Below are 16,692 nucleotides of genomic sequence, written 5' to 3' on the forward strand. Positions count from 1 at the left end.
TATTGGCGGGATTAAGACTTAGATTTGCGAACGAAGAGTTTGGTGTGGCTGTCCCTGCGGTTGTTAAACTCGCATTAAGTAATTTATTTGGGAAAGGTATCGGCAACGCCCATGTAAATGCCTGTGCACCAGCCGAGGACGGAAGCAAGCTGGGTATTAACCCAATCTGAATAATTAGCCCGCCAGGCACATCGGGGATACGGATATAGTCATTTGCTGTAAATGTCCGCTTACCGAAAACACTCATTAACCCAACCAGTGAAACCAGCTTATCTGCCGTTCCCACCTGCATTTCCGCATTTGATGCAATGCCCTTTTTAGCCGCGTCGCCTAAACCAAGGTTTGCGAGAGTTTCGGCGACCGCTGCGGGACCGGCATTTTTAATTTCTTTTAGATGGTTTGCTGCCTGAAGGAAATCACTATTATCAATACTATTACTGATCAATTTTGAGATAGCGATGGCCACTTGGTTAAACTGAGCACTATCCGCATTAATATCAGCGGCAGAAAGCACGCTCATCAATTCGCGCTGAATTGTATTAAACCATTCAGCCGGTAATATCGTGGGGGGAACACCGCCAGCGACATTGCCGTCGGTAAACTCACCGTGACTGTCGGCGCGTGTATTAGGGATATCTCCAATTTTTTGCATAGAACATCCTCACCCGTTAAGGCGTTTAAAATGAATAAAGGGATTAGTTAACTAACGTAACCGAACTTCAGAATAGTATGAGATGGGTTTAGCCCCGCTAAACGGCATTCCAACTGTTTATTCCCCCATGTACGCAAGGGGTCACTGCAATAGGTCAAGCCACTCTGGGCATAATTAATGGTGGTTTTGGGTGCCGTAATTAGCCAGGTAAAAGGCCATTCCTCCCCGTTCAAAGCATCGCGGCAAACTGCCATTCCGGCGCAGGCTTGCCGGTATTGAGTGATACTAATGGAGTAACCCAGCGCCTTTGCCACGCGGATAAAATAGGCCGCTGATTGCCCTCCGATACCAAACAATTTCGACACCACCGCGCGTTGCCGCTGGATCATGCTGTCTACTTCGCCGATAGCACACAAATCGGGTAGCCCCACGGTCGCTTCCCACTCGGGTAACATTGCCGTGGCCGTTGCCGGGAAAGCAGCAGATAACAAATCTTGTGCATCTTCATCACTGCGCCGATAAGCATGAGCTAATGCGCGCAGGACTTCAGTTTGTACCCCCTCTGGCCGCCGTGGCCAAACTAAACCCATTGGCATTAGTGCCTGTAACGCCTCTGTATATTCACTGACAGAATAGCGACTCATAGGTAGCTCACTGTACCCCGGACGGGGAGTTTTCCGGTTTGCAGCTCAATGTTGGCGGCTGGAGATTGCATAATAAAGCCCCCCGTCCCTGCGATTTCGCCAATTGCCAGCAACAGAGATGACCACAGAATTTTGCCACCAGGTTCCCCTTCGGTGAAAAATACCTCATCGATAGCGGCGTTAATGGCGGCTGTGGTGGCATTATCAGCATGCGAAATGCCGCTAATAACAAAATCAATCGGTTGAGCAACCGGGGCACACACATACACCAGCGCAATAATGGGTTGTTGTGGATAGATACCGTCCGCCACCCGCCCCTGATCCCCGGTCGCTTTTGCCGCCCCCCATTGTTCGAGGGATGAAATGCCGTCAGTACCCTGCGGGAAGCCGCCGTGGTCATTATCATCACACATGATATAGACCCCAACAGTACCCGCGCCCATCAAGCGCCGTTTGACCCAGCATCGTGTCACTCCCGGCACCGCTAACGCCCAAGATTGATAGTCTGCGTCATTACCGCCTTGTGGAATATTCTGGTAAGCCAATAACATACGAGAGCGAAATGCATCTTCGGATTCAATATCCGCCCCGCCAGAGATGTTGCTCAGCGCTGTGGCCGTGGCCTGAACACCATCAATAGCAATATCCAGCGTCAGTTCCGTCCCGGCATCACTGTTACCACGCCGCCCCCCGCCGGTCGCATCGTCTAATGGACTGGGCAAAATTGCGATAATTTCACCCAGCGCATTGCCATCCAGGGCAATTTTGACTTCATTTTCAAGCCGATACTGATAGCCATCAGCCCGATTGAGCCGCCGCCCGGCAGGAATTATCCGCCCCGCAATGCCACTGAAACGGACATCAGTACTGCTAGCCGGAGTAGCCCCTTTGCGGAACACATCTTTCAAAGCAGCCCAGGCGGCCAGGTATTCGTCAGTGGCGTTATAGGGGGTGGCCTGACGGGCAATATAATCCAGATAGCCATAATGTAGATGCGCCATTCCAGCATCGGCATCACTAATCACACCGATGTTAGAAAAGCGCAATAAATTGCCGCCCGTTTTCAGTTCCGATTGGATATAGGACTGATTTCGTTGCCGCAATTCGCTTAAAGTGGGTCGATTAAATGGCATGAATTACTCCTCCCATACCCATGAGAATTTTATTGATGACGGGTGAACCGATGATGGGGTTTTACCCGGTTGTTGATAATCAATCCGCAACAGCAATTTGTTGGGAAAAATAGTGTGGGCACGCGTACTGATTGCTGCCACAACGCCATCCTCGACAAGCCAGGCCAATGCTTCTGCGGCGTAATCTTCCGCTTTGATGGCTATCTGGGAGGTTAGTTTTTGCCGCCGCAGTAGCCAAAGCCGCGAGCCAATAGCCGATGGCGCACCACTGTCACCCCACCAGCCCCGACGATCATCACCATCAATGTCATCATCAATCCGCGCTAATCGGTCAGTGAATAAACTCAGTAAAATAGCGGTATGCAAGTCGTCGCCATCCAGCAACCCACCGTTCCCCGCGTGCCAATCGCCCAAGGAAGCATCGACATCCCAAATCGTTTTAATATCTGTTGTCATCGCACCCCCTTAGCGGGTGTTTCACTGGTGAGAGTGGCACCACCCGACTGCACATTTTTGAGCTGATGATTGTGGTTGTTGTAAGTGTCGCGCAAGGTTTTTAGCGTAGTCGAATTGCTTTCAGCGTTATCGACGATATCGCCACTGACCTCGAGTAACGGGGTGTTTAACCGCACTTTTACCGATGCATTCACCGTCACTTCCGTGGCATTGTTGACGGTCACCGGCTGATGATGGGCTTCAATCGTAACGCCACTTTCCGTCAATTTAATAAACTGCCCCCATTGAGAATAAATTACGGTTTCCCCAGCATTTAACCCCACATGGCGGTAAGAGGCGTGATTAGAGGCAACAATCATGCCGCTGGAACGATCACCGCCGAGGAAGCCAATCACCACATCACTTCCTGCAGGTAATCCCGACGAAAAACCAAACTCCGCTAATCGAGGCGTATCGCTATGCACCTCCAATGCAGTCTGATATTGCACCGTTTGCACCCCGTCGCTGTCATCAAAAGCGGTCGCCCGCCCAATGCCTAACAACATTTTTATCTGTCGGTACAGGGTCGAGAGTTGTCCACTGATATCATTCATGGTTAATTCCCTGTTTTATTTCATTTTATAAGGTTGGACTGCAAAGGCTTCTGGTGGCATTAACGTCATATTGGCTACCGTCCCATTGACGTCTTTTATATAAGTCACCGCAGATAACAACCACAGGTTATCCTCCAAACCCATGGCTGGAATAGTGATAGGGATCAGTGAGTTGGTTTCCCATAACTGATTATTCCTGTCACGCCAATTATCGACTTGTACATTGAGTACTTTGGAACGGCCGTTATTGCGGTTGATGTTCCAATCGAGACTGTTCCTCACCAAATTCTCGGAATTCATGGTGCTTTCGACGATGATAATTTTATTGCGATGGCGATTCGGGAACTGCTGCGCTAACTCGGCATCCTGAGTTCTGACCAAAGCCGAGGTATTGTTCCCTCCTGAAGCTGAACGGCGGGCAACCGCATTACTGGAAAGCGCAACGCCGGTGTAATCCACAAAGCGCTGATGGGTGTCGGTATGCAGGTTGGCACTGAGAATATTGACACCCTGCGCTACGCCGCTGGCGGCTTTACGTTGCCCGACACGGGTGAGATATAAATTGCCATCCGGCTGGTCGTAATAGAGCAATGCCGCCCAGCGAGTGACATGCTCAATCACTGCTTGCGCCGTTTCCCCCCAATTAAGGGTGAATTTAGGGACTACTGCCATATCGGGAATGTCTGAGGTGACCTTGATGCCATAAGGTGCTGCCAGTTTTTGCGCAATCTGCAAAACCGTCGATTGGCTGATAACACTGTTTGGCCATTCAGCGGAGCAATCAACCAAATCCTGGCATTTACCTCGTCCTTTGGCGGTGACCTCATGGGTGGTGCCGGAAATTTTGTTATCCCAGCTGTCGATATAACCGGTGAGAACGGCGTCATTTCCCAACTTAACCACACACGAATCGCCGGGATTGACCCACTGTTGCCCTCCGCTGGCGGGATAACGGTCCATCAATGACAGTTCAAAGCTGCTGGGTAATTTTTCAATACTGCGGGTCACCTGAACTTTGCTCCAACCGGTTATCGCCCTGCCACCCACTTCCAGCGTTAAGTCATCACTTAGGCGTTCATCATTCATAAGTTCAATGCCTTAAATCGGGTGGGCATAAATGCCGGATGAATTGGATTGGCCATTTTCACCAGCCCATCCCCCCGTAATGCATCCTGATATAGCCGGTTTGCCAGCATCAGGGCGGGCAGAGATCGGTTAAAACTGACCTCGCCCACCCGCGACAAATTCGCACCAGCTTGCTGCAAGAGCAGGACGATAGATTCCCGCATCAACATCAATTCGCTGTATGTTTCATCATTTCCCCGGTTAGCGGCGACCAGTGCCGTGGCGTCAATAACATCACAGACTCGCCCGAGCACGGTGACCGCATCGTCATAGTTTTCTGGTTGATATTGTGCCGCTGCGCAGACCATCCCACCGGCGCACAAGGTCATCATTAAATGATGGCTGGCAGCTGCAACCGCCCGATCACTCTCATGACTGCGGAAGGTATCGTCTTGAGTTACAGTTAGACTCTCCATCATGCGGATAATATCTCGGGTGCTGATACCGCTGTTTTGTACGGTATTAACCAGCGCCAACATTTTTTCGCCATGACTTTCTATGCTGTTAGCATCAAGGAATTCATTCACCGCAGTGTTTACCGCAGCCTGCCCTTCGACGGTAAAAGCCAGCCGCTGCGCCACTAATAATGAAAGGTTCGTGGTATCCTGTTGCTGATTGACCGCCGCCGTCGCTCCTGAGCTACTCCCGCCGACGGTGCCATGGTTGTAGCGACCATAGCGGTTACGGCCAAAAGTGGAGCGCAGCGCATTCCCCAGATTACTGGCTTCATTAGCGGTGTTTGTGACCATTCGACCCCAAAATGCAGCCGTGTTTTTCAGTGTTTTTATCGCCTGAGTCGCCGAGCGCATTTCCCCTTTCACTGTGGCGATAAAACCGGCGACAGCGTTGGCACTTAGCCCCAACCAGGAAGATTGCACCGATGCGCCCATTTCAGCAGCACCGGTAATGGCAAAGGCGCGCAAGCCAGATTCAACCGCCGTTAGGGTGAATGAGAATATCCGCCCACCGGCGGTGTCTTCATCAATTTTTAGTTCACTGACGCTGACGGTCATTTCACCCAGAGTGGGGTGAACCAAGGTTCCTACGCCCGACATTTCACAAGCAGCTATCAATGAATCACGCTGCGTCATCACATCTGGTGCGCTATAAATCTGGCTGTTTTGCACCAAAAAACCGGTCAAAACAATGCTGCGCGCATTGCGACCCAAATCTTCGATATAGCTGGTGTCACGATAGGGGTAGCTGTGTACTACCTGGCGGCGACCAAAAGTGCCGGTGCTTTTATTAATGACAAACGGAACACCACGAAATGAGGCCTGATGCAGATGTTCCGACCATTGCCAGCTGTCGTCAGCGCCGCCTAATAGCGCTGATAAGGTATTGCCGATAAATGACATTTCATTCTCCTGTTCAGAATTCTGACGATAGAAAGCAAAAAACCCGCCGAAGCGGGTTAGAGGTTAATGACAAAGTGCCCGTAACGGTGAAAACAGGTAGATCGTAAAGACGCCGTAAATACATCCTTGTAGGCTCGAGCCGCGCCGTCCCTGGCGCGGACGCTTTACTCTTCTACCTGACCTCACCTTGCAAGATCGAGTTGTTGGGATTTGTCAGCAGTCTGAAACCCGCCGAAGCGGGTTATGACAAAACAGGGCGTGACTGACTAAATTACATCGGTATCGCCATGGCGTAAGTAATTCTGCCACCGCCCTGCCCTAACATCACCGACGTTTCTCCTGTTCGCCCATCGATTAATGTCAGTTCGATCTGCACGCGGTTATTCTGCATGGCGGTAGCAATGACATCGGCAATAGCATTCACATTCAATCCACCTGCTGATTCGGTATAAATAGGTGATATCGCAGCAGCAGGAGCGACGATATTGCTATCTGGAGAAATAGAATGTGAAGGCAAAAGAGAATAGGGGTCAGGTGCATTCAGATCTGTGACACGGTTATTACTCCAATCATTTTCAGTTTCAACTCCTGAATAAAGAATATCTGTCACCGAATTAAAATCACTATTCGGGGGAATGAATTTTGGCACTTCTCCGGTAGTAGACATATTATTGATAGCTGCCTCATCTTCTTTTATCTGCTTATACTTCCTATATTTCGTATCTAGAGATTGTAATGGGAGCCGATTTAAGAGCGATTCTTTTTCAGTTTTATCAAGTTGCTGAGTGAATTCAGGATCATCAATAATTGTTTTATACCACGACATATCATAACCGTTTTGCGCAGCATAATATTCAACAACAGTTTTCTCTTCGCGATCGAATCCATAGTAATCTGAAAAACCACCAATAAAATCAGCCAGAAAATCTCCTGATGTGACCAGATCACTTAATTTGTCTTTTTGCTTATCGACCCAACTATCCGTAAGAAAACTGAATTTATTCAATGCATCATTCAGTCTGGTTTTTCTCTCATGAAGCTCAGGGCTAGAACTATAGCCAAGATATTTAGCCTGAGACAGTAAATGACCAAGCCCTTCCCCCTCACGTAGTAAGTTAACCGAGTATTTATTAAATCCAACTGTATTAATTAAAGTATTTTTATCCTGTAATCCCATTACTGGGAAAACACGAGAAATATTCAACATTGTATTAGGTACATCTATTGTGCTGTTCTCATCATAGGCAATACCTGTTCCGTAGCTATTAAGCAAACCTGATAAAACAGAGTAATTCTCATTAGTTACCATCGTCAGACTATTTAATTTACTATACAGCTCCTGCGTAGATTGAATGCTTTGTTCTTTATCAGCACCTTTAATTCTCATTGCGCTACTAATATTATTAAACTGCTCAATGGGAACATTTACGCTCTGAGCAGTATCCTCTAGGGTACCAGCTTGCTTCACATCATTACTCACAGCCTCTAAGGATGTAGAGGCCACATATAGAGGAATATTGAGCCTGCTGGCCAAAAGATTGGCATTATCCAGAGAGTTTATTATTTTACTCTGAGGAGGAACCCCATTAACATTGTATTTATTAGCCATTTTTGCCAGCCTTAATATTATTAATCCGCTCGGCCTGCTGGCACCACCATATTAAATTACTGTAGGTCAGGGACCAGGCATCGCCCGGCCCCCAGCTATAGTAGTAAGTGACGTCAGCGATTATTTCGCGCCATCGTCCCCCGTTGGGGAGTAGGCTAAAAAAACCATCATGTAAACCTCGCAAGCTTTGTAGTCGGTGAAAGCCATTTTTTTAATCGCCTCACGCGGCACCCCTGATACCAATGCAATCAGTAATCCCATACCGCTAAGCGAACCAGACTTGGTTTGCTCATCGTAGAATTGCTGTACTTGCAACAGGGTCGGCTCACTCAGTTCGACAACCTCATAGGTAGTCTTGGTGGCCTCATGCGAAATGGGTTTAACCAGCGAAATGGTTTTACTGCGTTCCAGTTGTGACATATCAGTTCTCCGTCACCGAGCCGCCTTCCCAGCTGACATCCACGGTGCCCTCGGTGCTGTCTACCACCAAGGTGCTGACCGACCACATACCGCTGCCGATAATGGTTTTGCCATTTGCCAATTCGCACACAATATTGACATTGGTTTGATCATTGAAGTCACTGATAGAAACGCCGCCACTGTCACGGATAGTGCAAGAGATTGACGGCGCGACCACGGTTTCTTTATAACCGTGTATGCCGTCCATTCCCATCACCGTTTCGCGCTTGACCTTTGACGGGCTGTATTTGAACTGACCCGCCACCATAACGGTAATGCCATCGACCGTGACATAGGCTGTACCCGCCAGGCGATTCGAAGTATTGCTCATAATTTATTTCCTTTTTTATGCTGAAAGAGTCGACTGTTAAAGAGCCGACTGCTTGATGATCGAAGCGTTAAGCCGTTGCTTGCAGGCGGAATTGATTGAGCACAGCGAAAATACGCAGTTGGTTAATCAGCACACCAGTCCACAGCACATCGACCCGATTGGGGTTGCTGGCACTTTTCTCGACGATCAAGCCTCGGGCAAAACCTTTGGCATCCTGAACGTAGCCGTTAAATTCTAATGTCTGATACTGGGCAATCAGCTCGGCTCGGATAACATTAGGGGTGATAATCGCCGAACCCGCTGCGAAACGGGTGCCATCAGCCGCCAACTTCATACGCGCAAATTTAGATGTCACTTGTGTACGTAAGTAACGGGTGACAAACATCAGCAAGAACAGCGTTTCAATTTGTAGATAGCTATCATCCTCAGCACCGTATTTGTTGGTCTGATAGGTAGTAATGATGTTTTCCACTTGCACTGTACCGTCATCCGCCACTGTCACCGTGGAAATGCCGCTGTGCAGCAGGTTATTGCGCTCCGTCAAAGTAAAACGGCTGGACAATGGCGGGGCCAATACTCCATTCACCGCCAGTGTTTGCAGTGGACGCCCCGGATCATTACGCAAGCTTTGTGCAATAGCGCCCACATAAGCCGCCGCCCAGATGTATGCCGGAGTCGGGGAGTTATCCATTCCTAACAGAGAAGCATGTTGGTCATTACGCAACTCACCCGCCGCAGTCAGTTGGCCATAAGTGCCTGATTGGGCAGCAAAACTGTGACCGTACAATTGCTGACTGTAGCTCCAACGCCCCGTGCTATCAGAAAGGAAGGCTTTAAGAGCATCCAAAGACGCCGTATCGGTGTACGGGTTGATAATGAAATCAAAGGTGCGATCCTGCAAATTTGCCAGGCCACCGGCTAAGTCGGGTGCCCCGGCACCGCCCGCCATTGGGGTGAGTGTCAGCACCAGGCTGTCAGGGGTGGTTTCGCCGCCAGCGCTGCCGAGATAGTTCAGGCGCAGGTCGATATCATTGCCATGAGCGCCTTTATTTTTCGCGGCTAATACCACTACCGCACCTTCAGATACCATGTCACCGGTATGCACAACACTCACCGGCAAGTCAGGTTTGCTCTCAATAGCAGCCGCCAGCGCGGCGGCAATAGTGTTGGCATTATCAGTTGCAACCACCGTGGTTTGTACCCGAATGCCACCGATATAGAGTGAAATAACCCCAGTGGCTGCGGCTGGTGTAGTCACCGTGATTTTACCGATGGCCGCCGTCATGCTATCTGCATCACTCAGCGGCAAAAGATACACCTCACCTGCGGTGTCATTAGCCAGGTAAGCGGTCATTTGCCCGTGCAACATTGAGCCTGCACCCGCCAAAGCAGCAACCGTGGCAGTGGATGAAACCAGTAGCGGAACATTGGCTGGCAACGTACTTTCCGGCAATGTTTGCCCGATAATCAGCGTGCGCTGGGTGGTGCTCGCTGTGTTGGCTTGGGAATTATCAAACTCCGCAAAGAACAATGGCGTGCGCAGGTTACTCGGAATATTAGTGAAAGGAATGGTCATAGTTTGGTACTCTCCGTGGTTAACACTTCAAATGCAGATCCCGCTGATTTAACAGGAAATTGCATCACATCACCGTCTTGAATACGACGGTGCCAAAATGCGTTATCAGGAACCTCTGAGCCAGATTCAGGCAATAAGGTGCCCTTGACCGGGTCACGCACCGCGCGGCCAGCCGTTGGTTTTACGAACATAGGGTTACTCCGGGAAGGTCATGGCTATCAGAGGTTCAATCGTGCCATCAGGCATATGTATCGTGACATCGATGCCCTCCAGTTGGGGCGTTTCCAGTGGAAAGAAATCCTCTGGCCCCTGGTAGTACTCAAGGTCTAACTCCACTTTTACTTGAGCAAAATGCTGTTCGCTGCTGGTATCGATACCCATAGTGGTTCGTACCTTGGCAAACTGCTGTATCTGGCGGGTCAACTCATAGCTGTTAATCACCGCCCGTTGAATTTGCTCGCACAAACGTTCAAGTGCCGATGCGGCTTCGGTGACCCGATTTTCTGCCTCATTCAGTTGGATATGCCCACTGATTCGCAATGTCGTTATCGTCTTGAATTGTGGTGCATTACGCCCGATAGACTCTTTCACTTCCACGGGCGTTTGTAACAAAATTGCCGGATAAAGGGTTACTGGCCATACGTCCGTTGAATAGATACGGTCTTCTGCATCTGTTTTCCCCATTAACGCGGCAGCTGCCAGTTGCCTGATTTGAGCTGCATTCATGATTTCACCCGATAAGAAATTAGAATTCCGGCATGAAAATACGCTGGATATTCTTCTGAAAAATAATTGCCCGATAGAGAGATAACTACGGCACCTCCTTGCGATAACGGCTATTTATCTGGTTATTACGCCACTGGATAACTTCATCCAATCGCCCTTTGCAAAGACGCAACTCCTGTTTGAGAGTCAGGGCATATAAAGCACTGTCACTCCATGTTGCGCCGGTAAATTCAGGAATTTCACATTGCGCCATCGCCGACTCTGGTGGCAATAACAGCAGAGGCTTGATTAACGATGGAGGCGGCTTATTCCCGCAGGATGTCAATGCCAGACTCAGGCATACGGCTAGCAGCGCAGTTGTCACTTGCTGTCGCCAACGTAAATCGTTTGAGGCGGTCCTCCGCTTCATGCCGTAACCTCCTCTCATTTTCCAGTTGTCGGGCAACAGCCGCGCGATTAGCTGCTTCGTTCAACTGATAGGCATCAATGATGTCGCCTAGCGTTTGATTAACCACTCGTTCGGCCTGTAACTCGGCATGTTCTTGTTTCTGCTCAGCACTGAGACGATAGGTATTTGCCATCAGCCCCATGAAAAGCAGCGCCAGTAATGCCATAATGATGGCGCGTTGATTCATTCACCCTCCGTGGTTTTCATTAGCATCCGTGGTGACATTAAGCACAGTTCGCGCTCAATCTCGCGCCGATTAATCAAACCCTGCCAACGTTGACCGCCCGCCATAATCCAGCGGCGTAACTCATCGCAAGCCCTTGGAGTGTCGCCACTATTGAGCTTCTTCAGTAAAGTGGAATGGATGAATGCGGTATAACCGACGTTATAAGTAAACGAATAAAGCGCAGCACGGGTGTGATCGCCCAGAGGGACTTTCACCGCACTATCCACCCATTTTTTGACCGGCTGTAGGTCACGTTGCAGCAAAGCATCACATTCAAGGTCGCTATAGTGTTTCCCGCGAATGATATCGTTGCCGGTATGGCCATCACACAATGTCAGGACACCTGCGACATCATAATAGGCGGTGTATTGACGTCCTTCGAGGCCGTCATGCCCACCGAGCAAAGCCCCGGCAATAGCAATAGCGCCGCCCGCCGCTGCACCCCACACTTTTCTGCGTAGCATTGGTGTCATATCAGCCCTCCATTTTGCGTAATGCGTCATGACACACCGCGATGGCGGCTGGAATACTTTCCACTGTTTTATTTCGCAGAAAATCGCGTAATATTTCGGTTCTACGTTGTTCTTCTTTAATTACCGCATCTTTTTCTCGTAAATTGACGTAATAGGTTTTGACAGTAAAAATCACACTCACCAGGGTACCGAGAATAAAGATGTAATCCTGTAAACTCAGAGCCGAGAATAATGCCAGTGACCCAGTCCACCAATACGGAAGCTGACTTTGTTCATTCATTTATAACCTCCCTCTCTGATACACTGGCGTGTAAAATCCACAGAAACAAGAAAGCCCCGACAATGCGGGGCTTTCTTGTTATTCAATCAGTGTGTTACTAACCAGTGATATCAGACTAATACACTTTTTGCGGACCGCGTTAATGTTTTTTCACTATTTTTAAATTTATTTATCTGCATCATGAATAAGAGTGTGAAAATGAAAAAATCCCGCAATAGCGAGACTTTACGTTATTATTCTTGCGTAACTCATAAACCAGTCATGTCAGACTAATACACTTTTCGCGGACCGCGTTAATATTTTTTTCATAAATATGGAGGTTTTCAATAAATGGGTCCATTTCTAATTTTACATTCAACATTGCCAGACAACCATCAATAAAACCTTCAGCCATTTGTATATTAATCCTGATCAGTTTTTCATCTTTTTTTTGCTGGCGTGCAATGGCACGCTTTGATTGATTAAGTACATAGTGGCGAATAATTAAATCATATTCATCTGGCCGATATTGTTTTAAGCGGGCGACACATCCATCGATCACTAAACCATCATCGTCACAACATGACGCTTTGCTTTTTGAGGTATCAGGCAGAAGTCCTTTGAACCCCGCAGCAATAGATGAATAATCCAGCCCCGAACTGCATCTCGCCCATACTCCCCAGCGCGCCAATACCCATTGAATGTCTCTCATGCTCTGGCTCTTCTGGCTGTGGCTGCCAGCTGCGTTGCCGTTTATTGAACTCATATATGACTACTCCACAAAAGGCGGGGTCAACGGATGACGCCTCAGCCTATCGATTGCTCAACAACGGAAACCACCGGTAGATCTGGCTGCCGTCTTCTTGTGATAACCAGAGCAACTCATGCCGCGGATGCCTCTGACACTGATGACAGGGCCTGTTGCAGGTGCGATCCCATGCGTTTCTCTTATATATTTTGATTGATTATTACCGCAAGTGATTTTATAGTCAATACCGCCGGTGATTGGATATTATTGCTAACGGTAATAAAATTGACTCATGAAAAAGAAGCCATTGACGCCAGAACAGTTAGACGACGCTAAGCGGCTGAAAGAGCTGTTTAATGCGAAAAAGAAGGCACTGGGTATATCCCAGGAGTCTGTTGCGTATGAATTAGGGGTCGGTCAAAGTGCAGTGAATCAGTTCCTGAACGGCATCAACCCGCTCAATGTGACCAATGCTGCTGCTTTTGCCAAAGTGCTCAATGAACCCATTAATAGTTTTAGTCCTTCTTTAGCCAAAGAATTGGCAAAAATGGCTGAAAGCTTGTCTATTTCACCGCCAAACCAGCTCAATGATAAACCGGCGGGGACCGTCGCCAACAGTTATCCGTTAATCAGTTGGATAAGCGCAGGAAATTGGTATGAGGCAATAGAACCGTATCAATTGCGTGATATAGAAATCTGGCCTGAGTCGACCAAAAATGCGCATGACAGTGCCTTTTGGCTGAGTGTAAAAGGTGACTCTATGACGTCACCATCAGGGATCAGTTTTCCGGAAGGCATGATTATCCTGGTCGATCCGGAAAAAGAACCCATGCCGGGTAACTTTGTTGTCGCCAAATTGACTGACGATAACGAAGCGACATTTAAAAAATTAATTGTCGATGCGGGTGTTAAGTATTTAAAACCATTGAATCCTGCTTACCGTTTAATTGAGCTAAATGGCAACTGTAAAATACTGGGCGTGGTGGTCGATGCTCGCTGGCGAGAAATAGATTAGTTATTCTTAGAGATGCATCTGCGCGTCAAAAATCTAAATCATGTGTATAAACAAGCAGATAAAATTTAGCAAAAAAATAACCGCAGGTGATTACCCCTTAAATCACCTGCGGTTATTTTTTATATTACTAAAACAATTATTTAGCCTCATTTCGCACTAAAATGGCTAAAGCTCAGTTGTTTTACGCCCAATATAACTGTATATTAATACAGTATTCATTACCCAGGAAAGAATCCATGCGAGTAGAATTAGTTTATGACAAACGGAATGTCGCCGGCCTGACTAACGCCAATGAAATGATTAAAGCTGAATTGACCAAACGTGTGCATCAGGTGTTCCCAGGTGCCGAGGTTAAGGTCAAGCCGATGCAAGCCAATGGCATTAATACTGATGCAACTAAACAAGAAAAATCGGTGCTCAACCGCTTAGTAGAAGAAATGTTTGATGAAGCCGATGAATGGCTAGTTCATGAGTTTTAATCACGATTAAGCCAGGTTATCTAGCCTGGCTTATATTATTTTGCCTGACAGAACCAAGCCCTCCCCCCTAGCCCCTAGCCCCTAGTCCATAGTCCATAGCGCCAATACATCACTCGATCTCTCAATCTCTCCGGTATTGATGCTGATTTTGCAATTTAAATGTCACTATTTTTTTCAACTTTATTTTAATTCTTACTTCTTAATTAAGCATGAAGTGATATCCAAGCTTCTGTTTTTATTGAATATCGAGTTCAACAAAATAAACCCTCCCCGTTACTGTTACATAAAGAAGTATTAACAATAGCGCACTAATTACAGTTTGTTACTGTGACTCAGCTCAAGTTTATCTCTGCCAAGCCGTTACTTGAATTATGCCTTCCCCTTTATTTAGGACGCTCTATGCTTGATTCCATTCGTTCACGTATCTTGGCTGCCTGCATCATCATCGTGGCGGGCTCCCTTGCCATTAACACTTACTTTAATTACTCCGTTGCCAACAAATATAACAGTAGCGCAATCGATAACACCTTGAAGGCGGTCACCGCCAGTCATGGGGTTGGAATTGCCGATTGGGTAGCGATGAAGACACAAATGATCGTGTCTCTTAAAGAGAGCGCACTGGCAGCGGATCCTATTGCAGCCTTACGCCAGGTTGCTGCCGCAGGCAACTTCATTAATGTTTATATTGGTTACGCAAATAAGACGGCCGTTTTTTCTAATCCTGATGGTATTCCTGCTGGCTACGATCCCACCGGGCGCCCTTGGTATTTACAAGCAGTGAAAGCGGGTAGCCCGGTGGTGACTCCCCCTTATATTGATGCAGGGACTAATCAATTAGTTGTGACTTTTGCATTGCCTATTATTCAAGATGGCAGTGTGAAAGGCGTGTTAGCAGCTGATGTCACCATGGATAGCGTGATTGCGAACGTGAAATCCATCCATCCAACAGATGATAGCTTTGGTATGTTAATTGATGCGGATGGCACCATTATCGCACACCCGGATTCACAGTTAACCTTGAAGCCATTGAGTGAAATTGCACCGACATTGGATCTTAAAGCACTGCTGACTGCAACCTCCCCTACCGCAGCGGAGATGGGTGGCAGTACTAAGTTGTTGTTCGCGCAAGCAGTGCCCGGTACCCAGTGGTTTACCGTGGTCGCGGTGGACAAAGCCCATGCCACTGCGGGTATGCGTTCATTGTTAACGACATCTTTAGTAACTCTGATCGTTATTATCTTAATTGCCGTAGTCATTATTAGCCTGATTACTCAACGCGCCCTGACACCACTGACCCATGTACATAAGGCGATGGATGCTATTAGCTCGGGCACGGAAGACTTAACTCAGCGCCTGCCGGTCGAGGGTCGTGATGAAGTGGCCAAAATAGCCCTTTCATTCAATAATTTTGCCGACAAGCTCAGCGGCGTCATGGCACAAATCCGCAATACCAGCGAGTCTGTCAGCATTGCGGCCAATGAAATTGCCGCGGGTAATCAGGATTTATCTGGCCGAACAGAGTCAGCCGCCGCCAGTTTGCAACAAACCTCGGCAGCGTTAGAGCAAATTTCGGCCACCGTGGCACACTCAGCCAGTGCGGCAAGGCAAGCCAATACAGCGGTGCTTTCTGCGGCTAATGATGCTTCTCGGGGGGGGGAAGTTATTGCTAAAGTGATTACGACCATGGAATCTATTGAGGCTGCTTCCGGTAAAATCGGCGATATCACCAGTGTTATCGATGGTATTGCTTTCCAGACCAACATTCTGGCCCTGAACGCAGCGGTAGAAGCGGCACGTGCTGGTGAGCAAGGGCGCGGATTTGCTGTGGTAGCAGGGGAAGTTCGCACATTGGCGCAACGTAGTGCACAAGCAGCGAAAGAGATAAAAACGCTGATTGACTCGACTGTAACCAGTGTCGCCTCAGGTTCAGGTCAAGTGCGCCAGGCGAGTAATACCATGAGCGAGATTGTCAGCAGCGTATCTGATGTCACGACAATAATGTCAGAAATCACTAACGCCGCGGATGAACAAATGCGGGGCATTCATGAGATCAACAGCGCAGTAGCGCAATTAGATACTATGGTGCAACAAAATGCCGCATTAGTGCAGGAATCGACCGCAGCCTCTGCGGCATTACAAGCTCAGGCGGCTGATTTGACCGGTGCTGTGAACCAATTCAGGATCTAGCGCGCCATTTCAATAACATGTGTTTTGTGTGTTTCAGCGGGTGACCATTAACCCGCTGAAACACCTCTCTATTCAAGTAATATCCGCGCACCAATTTTAAGCGGTGCAAAATTATCTCCCGCAACGCCTGCCTCGGTTAATGCGAGCTTCAATTGTTGCGGCGGCTCATCCAGTGATTCATCAGCCAACTCAAAC

General features: G+C 48.2%; 21 protein-coding genes and 2 pseudogenes. 3 read left to right on the plus strand and 20 right to left on the minus strand.

Translation table 11 applies throughout. The annotated features are described in order from the left end of the window. From ACNSO8_RS11030 to ACNSO8_RS11120, 19 genes and pseudogenes are all read right to left on the minus strand, one after another. Nucleotides 1-652: gp53-like domain-containing protein (locus tag ACNSO8_RS11030; RefSeq protein WP_418394639.1), on the minus strand; the 652-nt coding region annotated here is incomplete at its 3' end. A 47-nt stretch (nucleotides 653-699) separates the two neighbouring features. After that, nucleotides 700-1,296 (minus strand): YmfQ family protein, encoded by a 597-nt coding sequence (locus ACNSO8_RS11035; protein WP_418394640.1) that lies wholly within the window; start codon nucleotides 1,294-1,296, stop codon nucleotides 700-702. Further along, nucleotides 1,293-2,429 carry a baseplate J/gp47 family protein gene (locus ACNSO8_RS11040; RefSeq protein ID WP_418394641.1) on the minus strand — a complete coding sequence of 379 codons (1,137 nt, stop codon included), beginning with the start codon at nucleotides 2,427-2,429 and terminating at the stop codon, nucleotides 1,293-1,295. The genes ACNSO8_RS11035 and ACNSO8_RS11040 overlap by 4 nt, the downstream gene beginning before the upstream one ends. Before the next feature lie 3 nt (nucleotides 2,430-2,432). Next, a complete protein-coding gene (locus ACNSO8_RS11045) occupies nucleotides 2,433-2,885 on the minus strand; it encodes a phage GP46 family protein (RefSeq protein WP_418394642.1) in 453 nt (150 codons plus the stop codon). Further along, a complete protein-coding gene (locus tag ACNSO8_RS11050) occupies nucleotides 2,882-3,478 on the minus strand; it encodes a phage baseplate assembly protein domain-containing protein (protein WP_418394643.1) in 597 nt (198 codons plus the stop codon). Before ACNSO8_RS11050 ends, ACNSO8_RS11045 begins: the two co-directional genes overlap by 4 nt. A 15-nt stretch (nucleotides 3,479-3,493) precedes the next feature. After that, nucleotides 3,494-4,564, minus strand: coding sequence for a phage baseplate assembly protein (locus tag ACNSO8_RS11055; RefSeq protein WP_418394644.1), 1,071 nt, complete (start codon nucleotides 4,562-4,564; stop codon nucleotides 3,494-3,496). Then, on the minus strand, nucleotides 4,561-5,961 hold the full coding sequence (locus ACNSO8_RS11060; RefSeq protein WP_418394645.1) for a DNA circularization protein: 1,401 nt from the start codon (nucleotides 5,959-5,961) through the stop codon (nucleotides 4,561-4,563). Before ACNSO8_RS11060 ends, ACNSO8_RS11055 begins: the two co-directional genes overlap by 4 nt. 59 nt (nucleotides 5,962-6,020) lie before the next feature. Further along, nucleotides 6,021-6,086 (minus strand): annotated as a pseudogene (locus tag ACNSO8_RS11065) (gluconate 5-dehydrogenase); the annotation flags it as partial. A 146-nt stretch (nucleotides 6,087-6,232) separates the two neighbouring features. Further along, complete coding sequence (locus tag ACNSO8_RS11070) at nucleotides 6,233-7,570, minus strand: chemotaxis protein (RefSeq protein WP_418394646.1); 1,338 nt, start codon at nucleotides 7,568-7,570, stop codon at nucleotides 6,233-6,235. A gap of 120 nt (nucleotides 7,571-7,690) precedes the next feature. After that, nucleotides 7,691-7,990: a phage tail assembly protein gene (locus ACNSO8_RS11075; RefSeq protein ID WP_418394647.1), complete on the minus strand. Its 300-nt coding sequence runs from the start codon at nucleotides 7,988-7,990 to the stop codon at nucleotides 7,691-7,693. A gap of 1 nt (nucleotide 7,991) precedes the next feature. Beyond that, the gene (locus tag ACNSO8_RS11080; protein WP_418394648.1) at nucleotides 7,992-8,360 is read right to left on the minus strand and encodes a phage tail tube protein; all 369 of its coding nucleotides are present in this window, start codon (nucleotides 8,358-8,360) and stop codon (nucleotides 7,992-7,994) included. Nucleotides 8,361-8,427: 67 nt separating this feature from the next. Further along, nucleotides 8,428-9,936, minus strand: coding sequence for a phage tail sheath subtilisin-like domain-containing protein (locus ACNSO8_RS11085; RefSeq protein WP_418394649.1), 1,509 nt, complete (start codon nucleotides 9,934-9,936; stop codon nucleotides 8,428-8,430). Next, nucleotides 9,933-10,127 carry a DUF2635 domain-containing protein gene (locus ACNSO8_RS11090; RefSeq protein WP_418394650.1) on the minus strand — a complete coding sequence of 65 codons (195 nt, stop codon included), beginning with the start codon at nucleotides 10,125-10,127 and terminating at the stop codon, nucleotides 9,933-9,935. The genes ACNSO8_RS11085 and ACNSO8_RS11090 overlap by 4 nt, the downstream gene beginning before the upstream one ends. Nucleotides 10,128-10,131: 4 nt before the next feature. Beyond that, nucleotides 10,132-10,662 carry an ATP-binding protein gene (locus ACNSO8_RS11095; RefSeq protein ID WP_418394651.1) on the minus strand — a complete coding sequence of 177 codons (531 nt, stop codon included), beginning with the start codon at nucleotides 10,660-10,662 and terminating at the stop codon, nucleotides 10,132-10,134. 85 nt (nucleotides 10,663-10,747) lie between these two features. After that, nucleotides 10,748-11,071 carry a hypothetical protein gene (locus ACNSO8_RS11100; protein WP_418394652.1) on the minus strand — a complete coding sequence of 108 codons (324 nt, stop codon included), beginning with the start codon at nucleotides 11,069-11,071 and terminating at the stop codon, nucleotides 10,748-10,750. After that, nucleotides 10,968-11,297, minus strand: coding sequence for a DUF2570 domain-containing protein (locus ACNSO8_RS11105; protein ID WP_418394653.1), 330 nt, complete (start codon nucleotides 11,295-11,297; stop codon nucleotides 10,968-10,970). The genes ACNSO8_RS11100 and ACNSO8_RS11105 overlap by 104 nt, the downstream gene beginning before the upstream one ends. Continuing rightward, nucleotides 11,294-11,809 (minus strand): lysozyme, encoded by a 516-nt coding sequence (locus tag ACNSO8_RS11110; RefSeq protein ID WP_418394654.1) that lies wholly within the window; start codon nucleotides 11,807-11,809, stop codon nucleotides 11,294-11,296. Before ACNSO8_RS11110 ends, ACNSO8_RS11105 begins: the two co-directional genes overlap by 4 nt. A 1-nt stretch (nucleotide 11,810) precedes the next feature. After that, nucleotides 11,811-12,089 (minus strand): hypothetical protein, encoded by a 279-nt coding sequence (locus tag ACNSO8_RS11115; protein WP_418394655.1) that lies wholly within the window; start codon nucleotides 12,087-12,089, stop codon nucleotides 11,811-11,813. Between the two features lie 259 nt (nucleotides 12,090-12,348). Next, a complete protein-coding gene (locus ACNSO8_RS11120; RefSeq protein ID WP_418394658.1) occupies nucleotides 12,349-12,780 on the minus strand; it encodes an antiterminator Q family protein in 432 nt (143 codons plus the stop codon). Nucleotides 12,781-13,108: 328 nt separating this feature from the next. Between ACNSO8_RS11120 and ACNSO8_RS11125 the strand changes: the two genes are divergently transcribed. The 3 genes from ACNSO8_RS11125 to ACNSO8_RS11135 all read left to right on the plus strand — a co-directional run bounded on the left by ACNSO8_RS11125 (nucleotide 13,109) and on the right by ACNSO8_RS11135 (nucleotide 16,497). Next, nucleotides 13,109-13,831 carry a LexA family protein gene (locus ACNSO8_RS11125; protein WP_418394656.1) on the plus strand — a complete coding sequence of 241 codons (723 nt, stop codon included), beginning with the start codon at nucleotides 13,109-13,111 and terminating at the stop codon, nucleotides 13,829-13,831. A 236-nt stretch (nucleotides 13,832-14,067) separates the two neighbouring features. After that, on the plus strand, nucleotides 14,068-14,310 hold the full coding sequence (locus tag ACNSO8_RS11130; RefSeq protein WP_392434250.1) for a DinI-like family protein: 243 nt from the start codon (nucleotides 14,068-14,070) through the stop codon (nucleotides 14,308-14,310). A gap of 399 nt (nucleotides 14,311-14,709) precedes the next feature. Then, a complete protein-coding gene (locus ACNSO8_RS11135; RefSeq protein WP_418394657.1) occupies nucleotides 14,710-16,497 on the plus strand; it encodes a methyl-accepting chemotaxis protein in 1,788 nt (595 codons plus the stop codon). Nucleotides 16,498-16,565: 68 nt separating this feature from the next. Here the strand turns inward: ACNSO8_RS11135 and ACNSO8_RS11140 are convergent. Next, a pseudogene (locus tag ACNSO8_RS11140) lies at nucleotides 16,566-16,692 on the minus strand (MBL fold metallo-hydrolase); the annotation flags it as partial.

The sequence above is a fragment of the Yersinia sp. LJYL362 genome, assembly GCF_048323875.1.